The sequence below is a fragment of the Fructilactobacillus sp. YLN 2507 genome (assembly GCF_059614085.1).
In genome coordinates, this window is the sequence record NZ_CM184303.1 from 243,426 (window position 1) to 261,963 (window position 18,538).

Annotated in this window: 21 protein-coding genes and 1 pseudogene; 12 read left to right on the plus strand and 10 right to left on the minus strand. The window is 35.2% G+C overall.

Going from position 1 to position 18,538, the window contains the following annotated elements:
* Positions 1-115 precede the first annotated feature (115 nt).
* Both AC0GLY_RS01115 and AC0GLY_RS01120 read left to right on the plus strand, forming a co-directional pair.
* Positions 116-802 (plus strand): NAD(P)H-dependent oxidoreductase, encoded by a 687-nt coding sequence (locus AC0GLY_RS01115; protein WP_496611750.1) that lies wholly within the window; start codon positions 116-118, stop codon positions 800-802.
* Between the two features lie 2 nt (positions 803-804).
* A complete protein-coding gene (locus tag AC0GLY_RS01120) occupies positions 805-981 on the plus strand; it encodes a hypothetical protein (protein WP_496611751.1) in 177 nt (58 codons plus the stop codon).
* Between the two features lie 61 nt (positions 982-1,042).
* On the opposite strand, the gene thiD is transcribed toward AC0GLY_RS01120, so the two are convergent.
* The gene (gene thiD, locus AC0GLY_RS01125) at positions 1,043-1,840 is read right to left on the minus strand and encodes a bifunctional hydroxymethylpyrimidine kinase/phosphomethylpyrimidine kinase (protein WP_496611752.1); all 798 of its coding nucleotides are present in this window, start codon (positions 1,838-1,840) and stop codon (positions 1,043-1,045) included.
* Positions 1,841-1,944: 104 nt separating this feature from the next.
* Between thiD and AC0GLY_RS01130 the strand changes: the two genes are divergently transcribed.
* Entirely contained in the window at positions 1,945-2,067 is a 123-nt protein-coding gene (locus AC0GLY_RS01130) for a hypothetical protein (RefSeq protein WP_496611753.1), read from the plus strand.
* 73 nt (positions 2,068-2,140) lie between these two features.
* Here the strand turns inward: AC0GLY_RS01130 and AC0GLY_RS01135 are convergent, their stop codons facing one another.
* Positions 2,141-2,581: a hypothetical protein gene (locus AC0GLY_RS01135; RefSeq protein ID WP_496611754.1), complete on the minus strand. Its 441-nt coding sequence runs from the start codon at positions 2,579-2,581 to the stop codon at positions 2,141-2,143.
* Positions 2,582-2,696: 115 nt separating this feature from the next.
* Here AC0GLY_RS01135 and AC0GLY_RS01140 point away from each other — a divergent pair, with 115 nt between their 5' ends.
* The 3 genes from AC0GLY_RS01140 to AC0GLY_RS01150 all read left to right on the plus strand — a co-directional run bounded on the left by AC0GLY_RS01140 (position 2,697) and on the right by AC0GLY_RS01150 (position 5,727).
* Complete coding sequence (locus tag AC0GLY_RS01140) at positions 2,697-3,380, plus strand: ribonuclease H family protein (RefSeq protein WP_496611755.1); 684 nt, start codon at positions 2,697-2,699, stop codon at positions 3,378-3,380.
* A 6-nt stretch (positions 3,381-3,386) separates the two neighbouring features.
* Positions 3,387-3,953 (plus strand): sugar O-acetyltransferase, encoded by a 567-nt coding sequence (locus AC0GLY_RS01145; protein ID WP_496611756.1) that lies wholly within the window; start codon positions 3,387-3,389, stop codon positions 3,951-3,953.
* A gap of 133 nt (positions 3,954-4,086) precedes the next feature.
* Positions 4,087-5,727, plus strand: a complete 1,641-nt coding sequence (locus tag AC0GLY_RS01150) for a BCCT family transporter (protein WP_496612219.1) — start codon at positions 4,087-4,089, stop codon at positions 5,725-5,727.
* 76 nt (positions 5,728-5,803) lie between these two features.
* Here AC0GLY_RS01150 and AC0GLY_RS01155 read toward each other — a convergent pair whose 3' ends face one another.
* Both AC0GLY_RS01155 and AC0GLY_RS01160 read right to left on the minus strand, forming a co-directional pair.
* Positions 5,804-5,971 (minus strand): SHOCT domain-containing protein, encoded by a 168-nt coding sequence (locus AC0GLY_RS01155; RefSeq protein ID WP_496611757.1) that lies wholly within the window; start codon positions 5,969-5,971, stop codon positions 5,804-5,806.
* Positions 5,972-6,043: 72 nt separating this feature from the next.
* Complete coding sequence (locus AC0GLY_RS01160) at positions 6,044-6,358, minus strand: winged helix-turn-helix transcriptional regulator (protein ID WP_496611758.1); 315 nt, start codon at positions 6,356-6,358, stop codon at positions 6,044-6,046.
* Positions 6,359-6,474: 116 nt separating this feature from the next.
* On the opposite strand from AC0GLY_RS01160, the gene AC0GLY_RS01165 reads away from it, so the two are divergent.
* The 4 genes from AC0GLY_RS01165 (at position 6,475) to AC0GLY_RS01180 (ending at position 10,718) form a co-directional block, all read left to right on the plus strand.
* Entirely contained in the window at positions 6,475-7,176 is a 702-nt protein-coding gene (locus AC0GLY_RS01165) for an ABC transporter ATP-binding protein (protein WP_496611759.1), read from the plus strand.
* Entirely contained in the window at positions 7,173-9,467 is a 2,295-nt protein-coding gene (locus tag AC0GLY_RS01170; protein WP_496611760.1) for an ABC transporter permease, read from the plus strand. The genes AC0GLY_RS01165 and AC0GLY_RS01170 overlap by 4 nt, the downstream gene beginning before the upstream one ends.
* 159 nt (positions 9,468-9,626) lie before the next feature.
* Positions 9,627-10,073: a universal stress protein gene (locus tag AC0GLY_RS01175; protein WP_496611761.1), complete on the plus strand. Its 447-nt coding sequence runs from the start codon at positions 9,627-9,629 to the stop codon at positions 10,071-10,073.
* A gap of 15 nt (positions 10,074-10,088) precedes the next feature.
* A complete protein-coding gene (locus tag AC0GLY_RS01180) occupies positions 10,089-10,718 on the plus strand; it encodes a DNA-3-methyladenine glycosylase (RefSeq protein WP_496611762.1) in 630 nt (209 codons plus the stop codon).
* Between the two features lie 47 nt (positions 10,719-10,765).
* On the opposite strand, the gene AC0GLY_RS01185 is transcribed toward AC0GLY_RS01180, so the two are convergent.
* From AC0GLY_RS01185 to AC0GLY_RS01195, 3 genes are read right to left on the minus strand one after another with little or no spacing between them, the layout of a single operon-like run.
* Positions 10,766-11,263: a hypothetical protein gene (locus AC0GLY_RS01185; RefSeq protein WP_496611763.1), complete on the minus strand. Its 498-nt coding sequence runs from the start codon at positions 11,261-11,263 to the stop codon at positions 10,766-10,768.
* 33 nt (positions 11,264-11,296) lie between these two features.
* Entirely contained in the window at positions 11,297-11,497 is a 201-nt protein-coding gene (locus tag AC0GLY_RS01190) for an LBP_cg2779 family protein (protein ID WP_496611764.1), read from the minus strand.
* A 58-nt stretch (positions 11,498-11,555) separates the two neighbouring features.
* On the minus strand, positions 11,556-13,382 hold the full coding sequence (locus AC0GLY_RS01195) for an FAD/NAD(P)-binding protein (RefSeq protein ID WP_496611765.1): 1,827 nt from the start codon (positions 13,380-13,382) through the stop codon (positions 11,556-11,558).
* An 88-nt stretch (positions 13,383-13,470) separates the two neighbouring features.
* Here AC0GLY_RS01195 and AC0GLY_RS01200 point away from each other — a divergent pair, with 88 nt between their 5' ends.
* Both AC0GLY_RS01200 and glyA read left to right on the plus strand, forming a co-directional pair.
* Positions 13,471-13,806 carry a hypothetical protein gene (locus AC0GLY_RS01200; protein ID WP_496611766.1) on the plus strand — a complete coding sequence of 112 codons (336 nt, stop codon included), beginning with the start codon at positions 13,471-13,473 and terminating at the stop codon, positions 13,804-13,806.
* A gap of 293 nt (positions 13,807-14,099) precedes the next feature.
* The gene (glyA, locus tag AC0GLY_RS01205; protein WP_496611767.1) at positions 14,100-15,332 is read left to right on the plus strand and encodes a serine hydroxymethyltransferase; all 1,233 of its coding nucleotides are present in this window, start codon (positions 14,100-14,102) and stop codon (positions 15,330-15,332) included.
* A 133-nt stretch (positions 15,333-15,465) separates the two neighbouring features.
* On the opposite strand, the pseudogene AC0GLY_RS01210 reads toward glyA, so the two are convergent.
* The 3 genes and pseudogenes from AC0GLY_RS01210 to pepT all read right to left on the minus strand — a co-directional run.
* Positions 15,466-15,555, minus strand: a pseudogene (locus AC0GLY_RS01210) (transposase); the annotation flags it as partial.
* A gap of 878 nt (positions 15,556-16,433) precedes the next feature.
* Complete coding sequence (locus tag AC0GLY_RS01215; protein ID WP_496611768.1) at positions 16,434-16,613, minus strand: hypothetical protein; 180 nt, start codon at positions 16,611-16,613, stop codon at positions 16,434-16,436.
* 584 nt (positions 16,614-17,197) lie between these two features.
* Positions 17,198-18,430 carry a peptidase T gene (gene pepT, locus AC0GLY_RS01220; protein ID WP_496611769.1) on the minus strand — a complete coding sequence of 411 codons (1,233 nt, stop codon included), beginning with the start codon at positions 18,428-18,430 and terminating at the stop codon, positions 17,198-17,200.
* Between the last annotated feature and the right edge of the window lie 108 nt (positions 18,431-18,538).

An 18,538-nucleotide genomic window follows, 5' to 3' on the forward strand; every position in this document is an offset into this window, starting at 1 on the left:
TATTCTACAATGCATCAAAGCCGAACGCAACATATAACTTTTAATTGAAATATAGATAAAAAATAAAATATTAGAGGACGTAATTGATTAATGTTAAGAAAAGATTGGAGAGAGAATGAAAACTTTAGTGATTATAGCACATCCAGATTATCATGATTCTAGTACGCAAGGATTTTTAAAGCGGGCCACAGAAGGATTGAATAACATTACCTGGCATTACTTGCAGGAAGAAACTGATTTTGATGTTAAGGCGGAACAAAAACTCTTGATTCAGCATGAACGGATTATTTTTCAATTTCCAATGTATTGGTACAGTGCTCCAGCTACCCTAAAAAAATGGGAAGATGATGTTTTAACGCGATCATTTACCTTTGCGAACGAAAAGGGAATTCTAAAGAGTAAAGAATTAGGAATTGTTACTACTCTTGGGTATCCCGAAAAAGATTTTCAAGCGGGAGCTAGGGAGGATTTTAGTATTTCTGAAATTCTAATTCCATACCGAGCATTAGCACATCGAGCTGGAATGACATTTATGACACCGCTAGTGGTTAATCAATTTGAATACATGACGCCTGAGCAGCAAACCAAGCTCTTAGTTAATTATCAACAATATTTAACAGCTCAGTTTCCATTTAGCTTTAGTGTACGGCAAGACTGGGTGATTGAACGTTTAAAAATGATGATGAATGTTGATAATCAAGCTCAATTACAATTAATTATTGATCAATTATCCCAAAATAAAATTGATTTAAATGATTTGAAAAATCAAATTAGAATGATTCGACAGGCAGAGGAGGGTTAAAAATGGAAAATTTAGATTGGCTAGTATATCAAATTAATGATTTGAAAAATAAAACTACCACATTTACTAATCAAGCACTCTTAGAAGCAACAAAAGGAATTGCTAAAGAACAAGCAAAACGGATTGAGCAGGCAGAAATGGAATTGGATGGAAGAATCTGGAGCCCCAATAAATGGTAATTTAAAAATAAAAAAAGGTAGTGACTAAAAAGTTAAGTCATTACCCTTTATTCTTTATTAACTATGCCCAGTGATTAATTGGCCCAAATTTGTGACCAACTTCAATTTCATTTTCAATACAAGCATCTACGTATTTTTTTCCTGCCCGAATTGCTTCCTCAACTGTTTTTCCTAAGCCAAGTTCAGCGGTAATGGCAGCTGACAAAGTGTCACCAGTTCCATTCTTGTGAGTTGTCTTAAAATAAGGTCCAGTTAACGTAAATGTGGACCCATCTTCAAGTAAAACGTAATCTGTTACTTCAGTTTGGTTGTCACTATCGTGACGGCCTTTCACCATGATGTTTTTAGCACCAAGCTGTTGTAATTTATGAGCGGCTTTGGCTTGAAAATTAGGATCTTGATCGTCTAAACCAGTTAGTTTAACGGCTTCAAAAAAATTAGGCGTTAAAACATCTGCCATTGGAATAAGACGGTTCACTAAAGTATTGTAAGCTTCTTGTTCCAATAACATGTCACCGTGTTTAGTAATGATTACGGGGTCAACAACTAGTGGGCCGAAATCATATTTTTCATAGTTATCAGCGACCGTATTAATAATTTGAGTATCAGAGAGCATTCCAGTTTTAGCAGCCCGAATCTTGAAATCATCAGCTAAGTCTTGGAATTCTTGACTGATAAAGGAAGAATCCATGTTAGCTTCAGCATGAATTCCAAATGAATTACCAGCCACACAGGCGGTAATAATTGTTGCACCATACACTTTTTTAGCAAAAAAGGTTAACAAGTCTGCTTGAATTCCGGCACTACCATCGCTATCACTTCCAGCAATGGTCACAACTTGAGGATAATCGTTAATCATAATTAGTTACCTGCCTTTGAAATATATTTGATTTTATAGGGTTGGGTGTATTATAATACAAGAAGCTGTTATTTGTAAGTAAAAAAGTAAAGGAGCATTTCATCATGAGAATTTGTCATCCAAATGGTGTTCAAGGTCGTCGTCCTATCGATCAAAAAGGCCGTAAAAAAGAACAAAAAAGAATTGCTGAATTACAACAATTCTTAAAGAAAACACCTGCTAAATAATTAAAAGTCGCTACGGCGGCTTTTTTTCTTGCTAAAAAATAAGAGGTCATCTCTTGATGACCTCTTATTTGGTTTATTTTGCCTTTGCTTTGGTTGCTTTCGTGATCTCTTTTTTCTTAGGTTTTGATAACGCTCTTAATTGATCCTTTAAAGTGTTAATTTCAGCAGCATGATTTTCTTTCCACTTTGCAAAAGAATTATTTGAATCACTATCGGCTGGTTTTAAACCAGTGCTTAGCCAAAACATCGCTTCGGATAAACTATTAAAGTTGCGTAACCAAAGAGTTTGTCCATTTTCAGAATCAAAAGCTACATAAGAACGTGGTTTTTTCTTTAAGAAGGTATGACGACGAATTTTAAATGCTTCTCTTTTTCGAGTTAAATAGTAGTCTGGTAAGATATAACTACCAGGAGTAATTAACTCTGGGAAACGTTCATTTCGTTTCGCATGTCGATCACGTAACATTTTCATAGCTTGATCAGCGGTGATTAATTTGATGTTAATATCTGACATCTCGTTTCCTCCTATTTAGATTACCTTACTTACTATTTTTACATAAAATGAGCGGAAAGCAAAGGGCAAAGCCGTATTAATAACTAATTTTTAACAATTTAAAGGAGTAATGGACATGGCCAAGACAAATAAATTTTATGCAGTCCGAGTTGGGAAAAAACCAGGAATTTACAAGACTTGGGAAGATGCTAAAAAACAAGTTGAAGGATATTCGGCTGCTAAATATAAAGGTTTTGCAACTGAGGTGGAAGCTCAGCGCTTTATGCAGAGAAAAGATGCGTCTAAACGGCAACTGAATGTTACTTCGACAATTTCAAAAGAAAAGCCAGAATTAATTGTCTTTACGGATGGGGGCTCACGCAATCATGGCAATGTGGCAGGTGGTCATGTTAAAGCTACTGATCCAGCAGCTTGGGCTTATCTAATTGACTATCATGGTAAGCAACATTCTGATACTGGTGGAGAACTTGGGGCAACGAATAATAGAATGGAGATCATGTCGCTAGTACAAGCTTTAAAATGGTTATTGGAAAATCATTTGAATGATAAGTCGGTTGGAATTGTTGCTGATTCACGCTATGTTTTGAATGCAATTCAAAAGGGATGGTTGAGTGGTTGGAAAAAGCGAGGGTGGCAGCGTAGTGGAGGAGAGTTAAAAAACGCTGAGCTTTGGCAACAACTAGACCAATTATTGGAAAAATTCCCTAAAATTCAATATGCTTGGACTAAAGGGCATGCAACAAATCAAGGAAATGTCTTTGTTGATGAATTATTAAATCAAACGATGGATAAAATGTAGGAGGTTATGATGACCACAGAACGGGAAAAAATGACAGCTGGGGAAGACTTTAATCAGTTTGATCATGAATTAATCAAACGACGGATTTTGGTCCGTAAGCTGCTTCAAAAAATTAACAATACACCTGATAATGAAGAACGAAATGCGATGATCAAAGGCTTATTTGCTGATACAGGTGATGAATTTTTCGTGGAAACGGATTTACAATTTGATTATGGTTGGAACATTCACATTGGCAATAACTTTTTTGGAAATTATCGCTTGACTTTAATGGATTCTTGTCCGATTACTTTTGGAAAGAATTGTTACATTGGACCTAATTGTGGCCTATATACCAATATTCATCCGTTGACTGCCAAAGAACGGGTAGCGGATGTGGAATTAGGTGCTCCCATTAAAATTGGTGATAATGCGTGGTTTGGTGGTGGAGTTACGATTCTTCCTGGAGTTACTTTAGGTGATAATGTGGTTGTTGGGGCTGGTTCAGTGGTAACCAAGTCGTTTGGCGATAACGTTTGTATTGCTGGAAATCCTGCTCGTGTGATTAAGACCATTGATAATGGTCAAAATTAGTAAAAAGAGATAAGTGGTATACTTTACATTGAAGTTTTGGTATTTATCTGCACTGAGCAAATGGTTCGAGATTCGTTCCATTTTACGGTGCTTTTTGTTAGAAATCTTTTAGATTAATCTGAGGAGGATTTTAATTATTTTTAAACATTTCAATATTGATAAATATGTCTTTATTCCGACGATTTTGATTTTTGCGGTCGCCTCGACAATTTTAATTATGGGGGGAACAAGCCTGCAAGGTTTTCTAACGGTAGCTTTAGCTTGGATAACTAAGCAAATGGGTTGGGCTTACATGATGGTTTACATTGTGAACTTTGTTTTTTTCATGTGGTTACTATTTAGTAAATATGGGGCAATTCGATTAGGTGATCCACATTCGACACCACAATATAGTAATTTACAATGGGGGAGTATGGTTTTTGCTACGGCCATTGACGCTAGTATTTTAATGTTGAGTATTGTTGATCCAATCCGATACGTTTCTTCACCACCCTTTGGCATTAAGCCCTTTTCACAAAATGCGTATAATTACGCACATATGCTCGGTCAATTCGACTGGGGACCAATGGCTTGGATGATGTATGCTCCTGCTGCCATTGCAATTGGATACATATTATTTGTTAAAAAAGGACATGTCCAGCGACTTAGTCGATCAATCACTTTTCTTCAAGGGGATGAAAAGTGGAAATATGCCAGTCGTCAATTAGTTGATTTCTTAGTTGTTTTCGGAATTATGGGCGGAGTCGGTTCATCAGTTGGAATGGAAATTCCAATCATTTCAAATGTTTTAAGTAGTTTAACTGGTCTTCCAGATAACATGGCGCTTAAAATTGCGCTCTTTGGAATTTTATTTGTGATTTTTGCTTGGACCGTTTGGCATGGACTTAATGGTGGAATTGATAAATTAAGTGATATGCACATCTGGACGGCCATTTTATTTTTAGCCTTTGTTCTTTTGGTCGGACCCACGATTTACATTTTAAGTTCAGAAACTAATAGTTTAGGTTTGTTAGCCAGTAACTTTGTTTCTTTAAGTACGAATACGGTCCCAAATGGGACTCCAGATATTGCTAACTCAGAAGTTATTTTTTACTGGGGTTGGTGGTTAGCTTACATGCCCGTGATGGGACTTTTCATTGCTCGAATTTCAAAAGGAAGAACCATTCGGCAAATTCTTTTAGGAATGTTGGGTTATGGATCAGCTGGTTGTTTGAGTTTCTACGCCATCTTAGGTGGTTACTCACTTTGGTTACAAAAAACCGGTGCCATTAATTTAGTTCATATTTTAAATACTAAGGGTCAAGAAGCCGTAATCACAGCGGTCTTATCAAGTTTACCGTTTAAATCAATTGTCTTTATTGTTTACTGTATTTCCTGTTTTATTTTCTTAGCGACGACTATCTCGTCGTCAGCTTACATCGTTTCATCATTTACTAGTTTGAAATTGAAAGATGATCAAGAACCTAGTCAAGTTAATCGAATGACTTGGGTAATTATCTTTGTATTATTCTCCTTTGGGATTGTGGTAGTTGGTGGTTTTAATACCGTTGAAACTTTCTGTGCGATCTCAGGATTCCCTTTGATGTTTGTTTGTATCATGATTTTAGTTTCCATTTATCATATGGTGAAAAATGATGAGGGAATTGTTCTTAAAGCTAAGGGGATGGACGATATGCGGATCGAAAAGAAGAAAGAAAAAATGCAGCGGATTCGGGCGAAACGGATGGCTGCTCGTTTAAATCGGAATACTGATTTCGATGACGATGATGACTAATAAATAAAAGCACCCTTGATAATCGCCAACTGGTTGACTGATTATCAAAGATGCTTTTTCTTATGGTTTTAGGCAATTATAGATCTAAAATATCTTTCTTCTTTTTATCAAATTCTTCCTGGGTAATAACGCCCTTGTCCAATAATTTTTTGAGTTTGATTAATTCATTTGAATCACTCTTTTTATTATTACGGTGTTTGAGGTACAAATATACTAAAATTATAATTATTGAGATAGTAATCATAACTTTTCTCCTTTATTTAGAAAGCTAATTTTAAATTGATACCTAACTGAATTGAAGTTGGGTATTTTTTGTTTACTTATAATTTTCCGACCAGTCCTTCATCGAAACTAAAATGGGGGCTAAGTCTAAACCTTTTTTGGTTAATTGGTAAGCAACAGTGGGGGGAGTCGTGTTAAAGATTGTTCTGGTAACGATGCTATTTTTTTCTAACATTTTTAATCTAGTCGATAGGGTTCTGGTGCTAATTCCCGGAAGTGCTTTAATAATTCCACCATAATGATTATTTTCGTTATAAATTTCCCATAGAATGTAAGCTGTCCATTTTCCACTGATAATATCGACAACGGGTTGAATTGGACATTCTTCAATAATTTTTGTGCTCTCCATGCTAGGTTTCTCCTAAATTCTTTAATTTTATGCAGTAACTGTAAAAAATTACCCTACTTTTCTTTTTAAAGCTATGCCTTTATTATACAAGTAATCATAAAGGGAGGAAAGATAGAATGCTTAGTTTAAAACACGTTAGTAAAAGTTATAAAAATGGATCAGAGGTTACACATGCACTTAATGATGTTAGTTTTGACATTGAAGCTAATCAAGTGACGGTTATTTTAGGACCCAGTGGATCAGGTAAAAGTACCACTTTGAATATTTTAGGGGGAATGGATCGTCCGACTGATGGCACGGTTTCCTATAACAAAACCGTTATTAATACGGAATCAGATAAACAATTAACTAATTATCGGAAAAACATTGTTGGCTTCGTCTTTCAGTTTTACAACTTGATTTCTAATTTAACGGTTTTTGAAAATGTCGCTATTTCTGCGCAATTAGAAAATAAAAATTATCGTAAAGCAACCGAAAATTATTTACAAAAAGTTGGACTCTTAAAACGAAAAAATAATTTTCCCGACCAACTTTCTGGAGGAGAAATGCAACGGGTCTCAATTGCGAGAGCGTTAGCAAAAGGTCCCAAAGTACTTTTGTGTGATGAACCCACTGGTGCTTTAGATACAGAAACCTCCCAACGAGTTTTTGAAATTTTAAAGAAGAGTAAGAGTAAAGATACGGCAGTCGTGATTGTTACTCACAATCCGTTAGTGGCGCCGATTGCTGACCGAGTAATTCACATTAAAGATGGACAAGTCGATAAAATCATTGATAATCCGAATCCACTTGAAGTTGAGGAGGTTGATTGGGGATGAGATTTCTATTAAAAAAATTAGTTCGGACGGTCTTTAAAAATTGGACCCAGTTTTTCTCAGTCTTCTTGATGGCCTTTCTGAGCGTGCTGTTTTACACCGGACTAGAAGGCACTTGGAATGGGATGAAGCAAAATATTAATCAATATACCACGCGCACCCATTTAGCAACTTCTACCTTACTATCAACGGGGTTAAGTGATTATGAAGTCAGTCAGATTAAGCACCTTCCCGATGTATCTAAAGTGTCTTCCCAAACAGAAATTAACACCACTACCCATCTAAAAGGAAGTAAACGTTATTTGGCAGTTAGTACCCCAGGTACGCAAAAACTATCAGAAACGTTGCAAAGTAACGGTCATAAAATCGACAAAGATGCTAACGGAATTTATTTAAACGAAAAATTTGCTAAGAGTAATGGATTGCATAAAAACAGTTCCGTGACAGTTAAATTTAATCAACAAGCGGTTAAATTAAAGGTGGCAGGATTAGTAAATTCTCCTGATAAGATGTACTATACGGGGTCCAATGATTTTATTTCACCCCAAAATCAAGATTATGGTTATGGATTGATTAGCGAAAAAACTTTAACCAATCAATTTAAGCTTCCACAACTAAATAATGTGGTCGAAATGAAAGATAGCAACCATCATCAAGTGGAAAACCGAATTCGGAAGTTGATTGGAGCTAAATACATTGCGTTACAAACTCAAAAATCAAACGTTGGGATTGCGACCGCCGTTGATCGGGTTGGACAAGTTCGAAATATTTCGATTTTGTTCTCCATTATCTTCATTCTTTTGGCAGTCCTTGCAATGTACACCACGATTAGAAAAATCATTGATCAACAACAACGTGACATGGCAACATTACAATCTTTAGGGTATAAAAACACGACCTTATCGTTGTACTATTCAATGTATGGTCTACTAATTGGAGGAATTGGAGCCGTAGTTGGTTTAGGTGTAGCACCATTGCTTTCTAACTTTGTTATGAGTTCCCAAAAACCAATGTTTTCCCTTCCGAGTTGGCAAATTGCTTACACGTTTGTCCCACTCTACGTAGCAGTAGGGGTTATTATTATTTGTATTTTATCATCCTTGTTTGCGGCTCAAGTAAATCATGGCTTAACTCCAGCACAAGCCTTTAGAAAAGGTAGCACCGCTAAGCATGGTAAACGAGTAATGCTAGAAAGTTTTCCGGCAATTTGGAACCGAATTTCCTTTGGAAACCGGTGGTCAATTCGGGATAGTTTAGGTAACAAAGTTCAAATGTTGATGGGCTTAATTGGAGTAATTGGTGGCTTAGCTTTGGTTATGACTGGATTTGGAACAAAAAATTCAATGGATAATCAAGTCAATCAAACTTACGGTCACGAATATGTATATGTCAAAAAACTTAATTTAAGTAATACGACTAGCCAGTCAGAAATTCAGCGCATCACGAACCAAGTTCATGGTGAAAAAATCGAGACTGTTTATAGTAGTTTGAAACCCAAAGGAAAGTTTGATCGTCCGTTAACCATCCTTGATTCAGGTTCAAAAATTAATTTAAAAACCGAAAATCACCAAAAAATTGAAGATGGTGGTGTCTATGTCGGCGAAGGCATTGCCAGAACTGCACATCTGAAAAAGAATCAAACAGTTTCGTTGAAGCCATCTTTTAGCGATAAAACCCTAAAACTTAAGGTTAAAGGGATTATCAAGACTAGTGCACCACAAGGGATTTATATGACTAAAACGACTTGGCAAGATCAAGGAATGACCTTTAAACCAACGGCCATTTTAACTAGTCAGTACAAACTATCGCAATCTGTCAAAGATAATCCAGTAGTGACACAAGTGGTTAGCTTGAAAGAACAGAAGCAAAATGCTAAACAAATGGTTGATAATTTGAGCAGTATTTTCTTGATGATTCAAGTATTTGGAATCTTATTGACCGTGGTTATCCTTTATAATTTAGGCTCATTGAGTTTTACGGAACGTTCACGGAGTTATGCAACGCTTGAAATTTTAGGTTTTTCCCGGAACCAAATTAGAAACCTAACGATTATTGAAAACTTAACGATTACCAGTTTGGGATGGATTTTAGGTATTCCATTTGGTTATTGGTTTCTTTCACAGTACGTTACGACCTTTAATACCAGTCAGATTATTTATTATCCGTTCATTACAACGCTTAGTGTTGGCCTAGCTACCATAATTGTAGTTGCGGCGGCACTCTCAACTGTTGTCATGATGGGAAGTCGACTTAAAAAATTAGATATGATTGCTTCTACTAAAGGAGTGGAGTAACTAAATATTTTCATATAAAAACAGAAATGAAATTTCATTTCTGTTTTTATATTGCTAAGTTTTGTGATTAATGAATCATTCATTTTTTATTTTTTAAAAAAGTGATGGTTTTAACAAATTCTTATGATATTATAATGATAGTCACTGGAGGTGAAAAATATGACAAAAGTAGAACCACTTGTTTTTAAACGGATTTTATTAACCATTGATGCAGATGATCCTCAAGCAAACCAAAAAGCATTGAGTTATGCAGTTACTCAAGCAAAAGAATTTGGCGCTGAACTCGGAATCTGTTCGGTATTAGAGGGTGATGATATTAACATCTACGATTCTTTAACACCGAAGAAATTAGACGAGAAGCGTGCTGCTTTAAATGCAGTTATTTATAAATATGTTGATGCTGCTAAAGATTTTGGGATTGAAAAAGTTTCTGCTATCGCAAGTGAAGGTGGAGATATTGATGATCAAATTCTTGATGATATCATTCCGGATTACAAACCAGACTTACTAGTTTGTGGGGCTGATAAAGACGGAGAACATCATTTTTATAGCATTAGTATTAAGTTGGCTAAGCGTGCAAAAATTTCAGTAATCGTAGTTCGTTAAGAAGAGGTAATAATTGTGACAGAACGGCTGAGAAGGTTTTTTAGTGAAGGGACAACTGATGAGATTGCCAAGAAGTTATTGGGAAAGTTGTTAGTTTATCATTCTAAAGCAGGAATTATGAGTGGGTATATCACAGAAACTGAAGCGTATCTCGGAGTTAATGATACTACAGCACATGCCTTTGCTGGTAAACGGACTCCTTCTAATGAACCTTTATATGGTGTTCCTGGCACAGTTTATATTTACTCAATTCATAGTCAGTTATGCTTGGATATTGCTACCCAAGCTAAGGGGACGCCCGAAGGAATTTTAATTCGGGGGATTCAACCAGTCCAAGGAATTGAAGTAATGGAACAAAATCGAGCGAAACATGGCTTTGATTTGACTAATGGTCCCGGGAAGTTGATGAAAGCCTTAGGTATTACTGACAAACAGATGAATCTTTTGGAATTTGGCGATACGAAACTTGATATTGACCTCATCCATGGTAAAACCCCTGAAAAAATCATATCTACCGGTCGAATTGGAGTTAGTACTCAAGGCTCATGGAGTGAAAAGCCTTATCGATTCATTGTGGCGGGGAATCCCTATGTTTCAAAAGTTCCTAAACGAGACATGAATTTAACAACTTATGGTTGGAAATAAAAAAGAGAAGTGAATTTTAAAATTCACTTCTCTTTTTTATCATTTAATTAATTCCAACGGTTAGAGTATTCTGATGGGTTAGTGTAGACATTTAAGTCAGGATTTGAATCAGTGTTAGCAGTGCCATTGGTATCTGAAGATGCTTGTGAAGATTGATTATTACTACCTGTAGTTTGGGTAGCAGGAGTTGAAGCCTGGGTTCCTTGAGTTGAACTAGCTGGTTGATTTTGATTAGTGCTTGAATTAGTAGCAGTAGGGGTGGTAGTTACTTTATTATTAGCTTTATTGCTTGAGGTGCTATGGTTAGTACCACTAGTTGAACCACTATTACTTGAACTACTGTTAGATTTATTTGAAGTAGTTGCATTTGTATTAGAACTATTTGAGTCAGTTGCTTTTTTCGTTGTTGCTTTATTGTCTTTAGCCTTTTTTTCCACTTTTTCGGTATTATTTTTTTTATCAGCAGGTTTTTTTGGGGTATTTGAGCAAGCCGTTAAACCTAGCAATGAAACCGCAACAGTTGATAACAATAAAATTTTCTTCATAATTTTCTCCGATTAATCATATATTTTTTATTACTATTTGTTGTGAATTAAGAAATCTTCAATGTTTTTAACTTCAGTGTCAGTAGGTTTATCCCACATACTTTTGATAGCATGATAGCGTTCAACACTCATCATAAGGTTAACTGCCATTGCGTTATCATCAACATTATGTTTTTCCTGGAACTTAATTAGATCAGTTGCAAGTTTGCTAAATTGTTCATCGATATAAGGCATTTTGAATCCTCCCATAGTTTATTTAACTTAATTATAAACTATTTTACTTGTTTTTGAATTAAGGATTGATGATTTGCTGAGTAATTTGGTTAACAATCATAAAATTACGATCGTTAGTTAAAGCATGTGGAAGAGCAGTTGTCATCCACTCGCGACCAGTAAGCGGTAATCCCCAAATAAATAAATTAGAAGCTGAAACTTGTTGGTCGTTAATTGGATTGAAAGCAGGCTCATTTACATTAATTGCTTCAGTATTAAAGCTTTGATTATCAGCTAAAGTTAGTGTGTAAGGGGTTAGCAAATTCTCATTTTTTAAAGTGTTTAACAATTGATTATTAGTTGAACTAAGTTTCGCTTTTGGTAAGCGGGCTTCAATCAATGCGTCGCAAGTAAAGATCTCACTAGGATAAAAGTGGGAACGAGCAATGAAATGATGATTGGCACCCATTACTTGTAGTTGAGGTGGAATAATAGTTAAAACGCCAGCTTCTAGTAGGGCTTGTAACTGTTCATAACGAATTACGGGGGGACCAGAAGTTAGAAATCCAGTCAGTGAAGTAAACTCTTTGAGAAACTTGTTTACATAGTCATCATTGCTAAAATAACGCTCAGCTACTAGTTGCTGAATAATAGTGCGCATTTCTACAAAAATGGTTAATGCCCCTGTTAATGGATCATGTAGAGCACCCAGCTCAGCATCGTTGGTCATTAATTTAATCCATTGGAGTAATATTTTTTGATAAGCTGCAATTGTAGTAATGCTTGTTCCAGCAACTGGATTAGCTAATAAGTTCCAATCGAGCAAATCATTTTCTTGAAAATGATATCTGGCAATTGTGGCTTTATGGTCTTTACTAATTTGAAAAGCTTTAGTAAAAGTGGTGGAATCTAACTTGGGATATTTTTGTTTGATTAATAACTGATAGTAACGATTTTCAATTTCTGCTTTAAATAGTTCAAAAAATTTAGCATAAGGGAGTTTGTGGTTTACTAAATTAGCGTTAATGTGGTTCCAATTCATGAAAACCAAAGGAACTCGTTGACCTAAAGGTAATTCATTAGCTGTTTTAGGATAATAAGGAACCCCGCGACGTGAGCCAGCAATTAATTTGGGTTCTTTTCCACTAGCTTGATAGGTTAAATGTTGATTTTTATCATAAACAAATTTTCCACCTCGTCCAATGGTAAAAGCGACTAAGTAGTCAAAAAAATTTAAGCCTAATCCTCGAAGCAAAACCGTTTGAGTTGCAGTAATGTTAGTTAAATTAGTTTCATTGACGTACGATGGGGTTAAATAAGTTAGGTTATATTTTTGGGCATAGTTTGCTAATGATTTTTCATCAGTTGTAGGCTGATTATCACTAGTACCAGTGCTGATGATGACATAATCATAAACATTTGTGGTCATACCACTTGCTAATTCATAACGTTGCTCAGGTAAAATTTTTGCTCTAGTAACGTTTTGATTAATAAAATTAATTGAAAGATTAGAAGGGACGGTTTTAATAATTTCTTGGTAAAACCATTGAGCATATACTCCAAATAAGGCTCGAGGAGCAAAATCATTGGGCTTTAAGTTACGACAGATAGATTCAAAATCTGTTTGATAATTTTGATTTTTAATAAACTTTTGGGCATTTTCACTCTGACTCCATTCATAAAAGGTGGGGCCAGTGGTTGTCTTAGAATGATAATCGTTAAACAAAGTAACTAATTGGGCTGCAGAATTCATTAGATAATAAAGTGGTTGATCTGGTCGCCAAACTCGACCGCCAATTTTAAATGGATCATAAAGATCAATTTGTGATTTTTTAGTTAGGTTCTTATTTAAATGATGGAGCAACATAAGTCCTCGGGGACCAGCTCCGACAATTGCTATTTTCATGTCGTCATTTCCTTTCACAGCGTACATAGACATGGTAGCACAATCACGACAAAATTAGTTATAATTAAGAAATTAGGAGGGTCTATTAATGAATAATCAACCAATGATTCCGGAGACAATGGAGCAAGTACAGCAGCGAATGGCCGAACTAGAGCAAGCAGGACAACCAGTTGCTGAAAATGATTTAATTTATCAAACTATTCAAGATTTATTACAGCTATATTTAGATAATGCTGAAGAAGGACATTACGATTCTGTTAGACCAATTGATGATAAAACGTTAGAATTTGTGAGTATTACCGGACGTAAGTTAGGAAAATTTAAAGCACAAAGTGATAGTTTAGTAAATGATTTTAAAACCGCTGATTTTAAAATGTTGTTAAAGTTAGAGGCTGCCGCCAATCGAATTGCAGGAAATCGTTAAGCAAAATTAGAAAAACGGTTGACAGAACTTTTTAAGGTTTGTTATGATACTTCCAACTTGAAAGTAGTAATTTTAAGATAATGTTTAGCGAGTTTTCGATTTAGTGCAAAGGAAAACCATTATTTAAAATGAAGGCAGTCAAGCTTTACTAAAGTTTAATATAATTCTTAATGCGCATTAAGAGATAGAGATAGCATGTGTGAGCTTGCTATAAAATAAGGTGGAACAGTGTTAAAGACGCCCTTGTACGAAAGTACAAGAGCGTCTTTTTTGATTTTTAAGGGGGAAATAGGATGTATGATTTTTCAAAGCAAGATCCAGAAATTTGGAATGCAATGCAAGCAGAAACACGGCGACAAGAACAGGTCATTGAATTAATTGCTTCCGAAAACATTGCTTCACCAGCTGTTCGTGCAGTCCAAAGCTCCGCTTTAACCAATAAATATGCGGTCGGTTATCCCGGTAAACGCGTTTACACCGGAAACGAAGCGATTGATAAAATTGATAACGTAACGCGTAATCGTGCTAAAAAATTATTTCATGCGGAATATGCGAACGTTTTCCCACATTCTGGAACCCAAGCTAATCAAGCTGTTTACAATGCTTTTTTAAAACCAGGTGATACTATTTTAGCGATGAGTGAGCATGCTGGAGGCCATTTTACTCATGGACAACCGCATAACTTTTCTGGACAATTATATGATGCCCATTTTTATGGGGTTGATCCAAAAACCGAATTATTAGATTATGCTGCGATTCGCCAACAGGCATTAGCTGTTAAACCAAAACTAATTATTGCCGGAGCATCAGCTTACAGTCATATTATTGATTGGCACAAATTTCGCGAAATCGCTGATGAAGTCGGTGCCATTTTAATGGTTGATATGGCTCATATTGCTGGATTAGTGGCCGGTGGTGTTCATCCGAATCCAGTTCCTGAAGCAGATGTTGTGACTTCAACAACGCATAAAACTCTGCGTGGTCCTCGGGGAGGAATGATCTTAGCAAAAGCAAAGTATGCAGATGTTTTAGATGCAGGAGTCTTTCCCGCTTCTCAAAGTGGCTCTTTAGAACAAGTTGTAGCTGCGAAAGGGATTGCATACCAAGAGGCCTTACAACCAGATTTTAAAGTTTATTCCCAAAGTGTGATAAAAAATGCAAAAGCTATGGGAAAAGTCTTTCTAGCAGCTAATAAAATTAGATTAGTTTCTGGAGGGGTCGAAAACCACGAAATGACTCTTGACTTGAATCAAACTAGATTAACTGGAGAGCAAGCAGCAGAGCTATTGTATTCAGTTGGAATAGCTACTAATAAAGAGTTATTGCCTTTAGAAGACGGAACCACGATGGAAGGAATTAGAGTAGGGACACCTACCATCACTACTCGTGGTTTTGATGAAGTAGATGCCCAAAAAGTGGCAGAATTAATTGTGGCGGTGATTGAAAATCCTACTGATATTAAAATTCAAGCTCATGCTCGTCAAGTGGTGAAGCAATTAACTACAATTCATCCAGCAGAAAAATAAAAAAAGATTTCACCAATTGTTGGGATACAATAAGGTTAAATATTATAGTTAAGCAATTTTTGGGAACTTATTACGATATTCTGTCGTCGTAAGTTCTTTTTTTTATCAAATCTATTTGACTCTCCACAGTCTAATTATCAAGACAATTACCTTTCCTAGACATACTTTGTAAAATATTTTGTTCATTAATCTATTTTCTATAAGCTTCTAATTGATAATGAAATCTTAAATATTAATGAATTATGGCACCAGGTAAGAATGGGTTGTTTTTGAAAAATTTCTTAATTAATTTGATTACTGTTTCTGGATAATTAATTTTTCGATATTCTATTAGATCTTTGATATCGTTTCTGTCGTTATAATTTTGGAATCATTTTCATCATTTGAATTATCATGATTAATTCGTTTTTGAGAGATTGTTTTTCACTCATAAATTTTTTAAAATAATTTCATAGTTAAATCGTGATTGTCAAAATTATTAACTGATACATCAAATTAATCTCCCTTTTAACTCAAGTAAGTTATAATAAAACTGTAAAGGGTCATTCATAGTCATAAGGAAAGATTTATAGATTGAAATTCTTTTTCTTATCTCAATTATAGTTAGAAGTATATTTTTCATGGAGCGAAAAGTGAAATCAAGTTTTGGGAATCATGTTTTGGGAATCATGTTTTTAATTCTTATGAAATTAAACGATTGAATGCAGGAAACGTTGTTGAATATAATGCTACGTCTAAAGTCTGTCCTTATACTGTTTATCAATATAAAGTTAAATTAGTAAATGGTAGGGTGATACAGTTAAAAAAACCAAATAAATTATTTAATATTAAAAATAATCCGCAATATCAAAAACAATTTGATTTATTGACCAAAAAAGAGGCATTAAATACAAAACAGCTACGCTTATTTTAAAGTGAATGTAGCTGTTTTGTATTAAGCTAGTCTAATATTTATAGGTATCTGCCATGCTATAGAGATTAATAGGGATTTTCTTCCATCCCTTTCACATTGGATTTAGTTAAAATTCTATTATTTGATTGATAAGTAGTTATTTCTGCTAAATCTTCAGTAATAATGTGCTAGTCTTTTAACATATCATTTCAACGTGTTTGTGCTTTATTAGCATGCATTGCTTCACTTTTATTTACTAAATTACTGTATGGTTGATTATACCAATTACCGAAATTTTTAATTTTTAGCAAGTCTAAGAAATTATTAGAATTATCAGACATCCAAAAGCTAGTTGCAACATCAAAATTACCACTGGATTTACGTTGCATTCAGGTTTTGAAGGGCACACTATTAATAGTAGAGTCCTCGAAATGTACTTTCGTATTTTTGTTATTTTAGTAATTGTTATTACAATATTAGTTCATGTTTAAAAAAGAAAAAGATAAGTAATGCTAAATTGGGAGATATCATGAAAAGACTTTTTATAACTTTTTAATAGCATTAAGCATTTATTTGATTGTGAGAATAATAATTTTTTTATTTAGTAATCAGTTTCTAAATGATGGTAACTTTCTTAGATTGGTTTTAATTCCAATGATAGTTTTAATATTAGTGATTTACTTAATCCAAAGTTTATTAGGTAAATAATAAACTGTTATATAAATATGCTTGATAGTCAATTTTTATTTTTATAATTTCATTTATATATTTATTTCTTTCAGAATCAGCTAAGATAATGGAAAGACTTTGTCGTTCTTCCTTTAAGGAATATCATTATTTTATAAAAATTTATTGTTTTTAATTTAGACTTAAAATCATATTTAGTCATAGTAAAAGGGCCTCAATTCCGGTTAGATTTTGTCTAACTGGAATTGAGGCCTCTTAAATTGGTGGAATCTTTTTTGTTAATTCGTTATTTTTCAACAGGCACATCTTGGACAATTTGGACTAACAAATCGACCGCTTTTTGCATCGTTTGAAGGGAAACATATTCAAACCGACCGTGCATGTTTTCAGGGCCCGCAAAAATGTTAGGGGTAGGAGTTCCTAAGAAGGAAATTTTAGAACCATCTGTTCCACCACGAACGGGAAAGACGTTAGGTGTAATTCCGACTTTGTGCATGGCCGTTTTGACTAATTCCACCGGGGTTAAATCGTCTTTTAAGACGTCGCCCATGTTGTAATATTGGTCAGCAACGTTGATTTCAACGCGTCCAGCTCCATATTTTTGGTTGAATTCGGTGGATAAGTTTTTGATAAAGGCTTTCCGATTTTCAAAGTTAGCGTGATCAAAGTCTCGAATGATGTAGTTTAAATCAGCAGAATCAGGGGTTCCGGACATATCAGTTAGCATGTAAAAACCATCGCGACCAGCCGTTTTTTCAGGGCGTTCATTAATTGGTAAACTTTCATGAAAATCCATGGCAAGTTGGGATGCATTGACCATTACATCTTTAGCCTCAGCAGGATGCACGTTGGTCCCATTAAAATGGACTGTTGCAGCCGCAGCGTTAAAGGTTTCATATTGCAGTTCGCCTAATGATCCACCATCAATGGTATAGGCGAAGTCGGCGCCGAAGTCTTTGGTATTGAAATGATCGGCTCCAGTCCCAATTTCTTCATCTGGCCCAAAACCTACTACAATCTCACCATGTTTGATTTCAGGATGAGCAATTAAATAGTGGAGGGTCTCCATGATTTCAGAGACCCCAGCTTTATCATCAGCTCCTAATAAAGTTGAGCCATCCGTGGTAATCAAAGTTTGCCCAGCATACTTTGTTAAACTAGGGAAAGTTTGGGGATCTAAAAGATATTTGCCTGCTTGATCAAGGGAAATCACGGAATGACCATCGTAATTTTCAATCACTTGGGGTTGAATGTTTTCAGAATTGAATTCAGCGGTATCCACGTGGGCAATGAAACCAACGGTAGCTCGGGGTTGGTCATCGTTAGCTGGTAAATCAGCAAACACGTAGCCATCCTTGCCAGTTCGGACATTGTGCATACCCAAGTCGGTTAATTCTTGACTAAGATCCTTTAAAAAGGCGACTTCCTTTGGATCGGAAGGAACGGTGGTTGAATCTGGATTGGAACGGGTGTTAACTTTAACGTAGCGGAGAAATCGATCTAATAAATTTTCGTTCATAATGTTGGCTCCTTAAATAGTTTATTTTCTATGATAAGCTATTTTGCCAAATTAGGCATTCTTTTAGGATGGAAACTCAGTTTAGCTTATAATATAGACAAACGCATA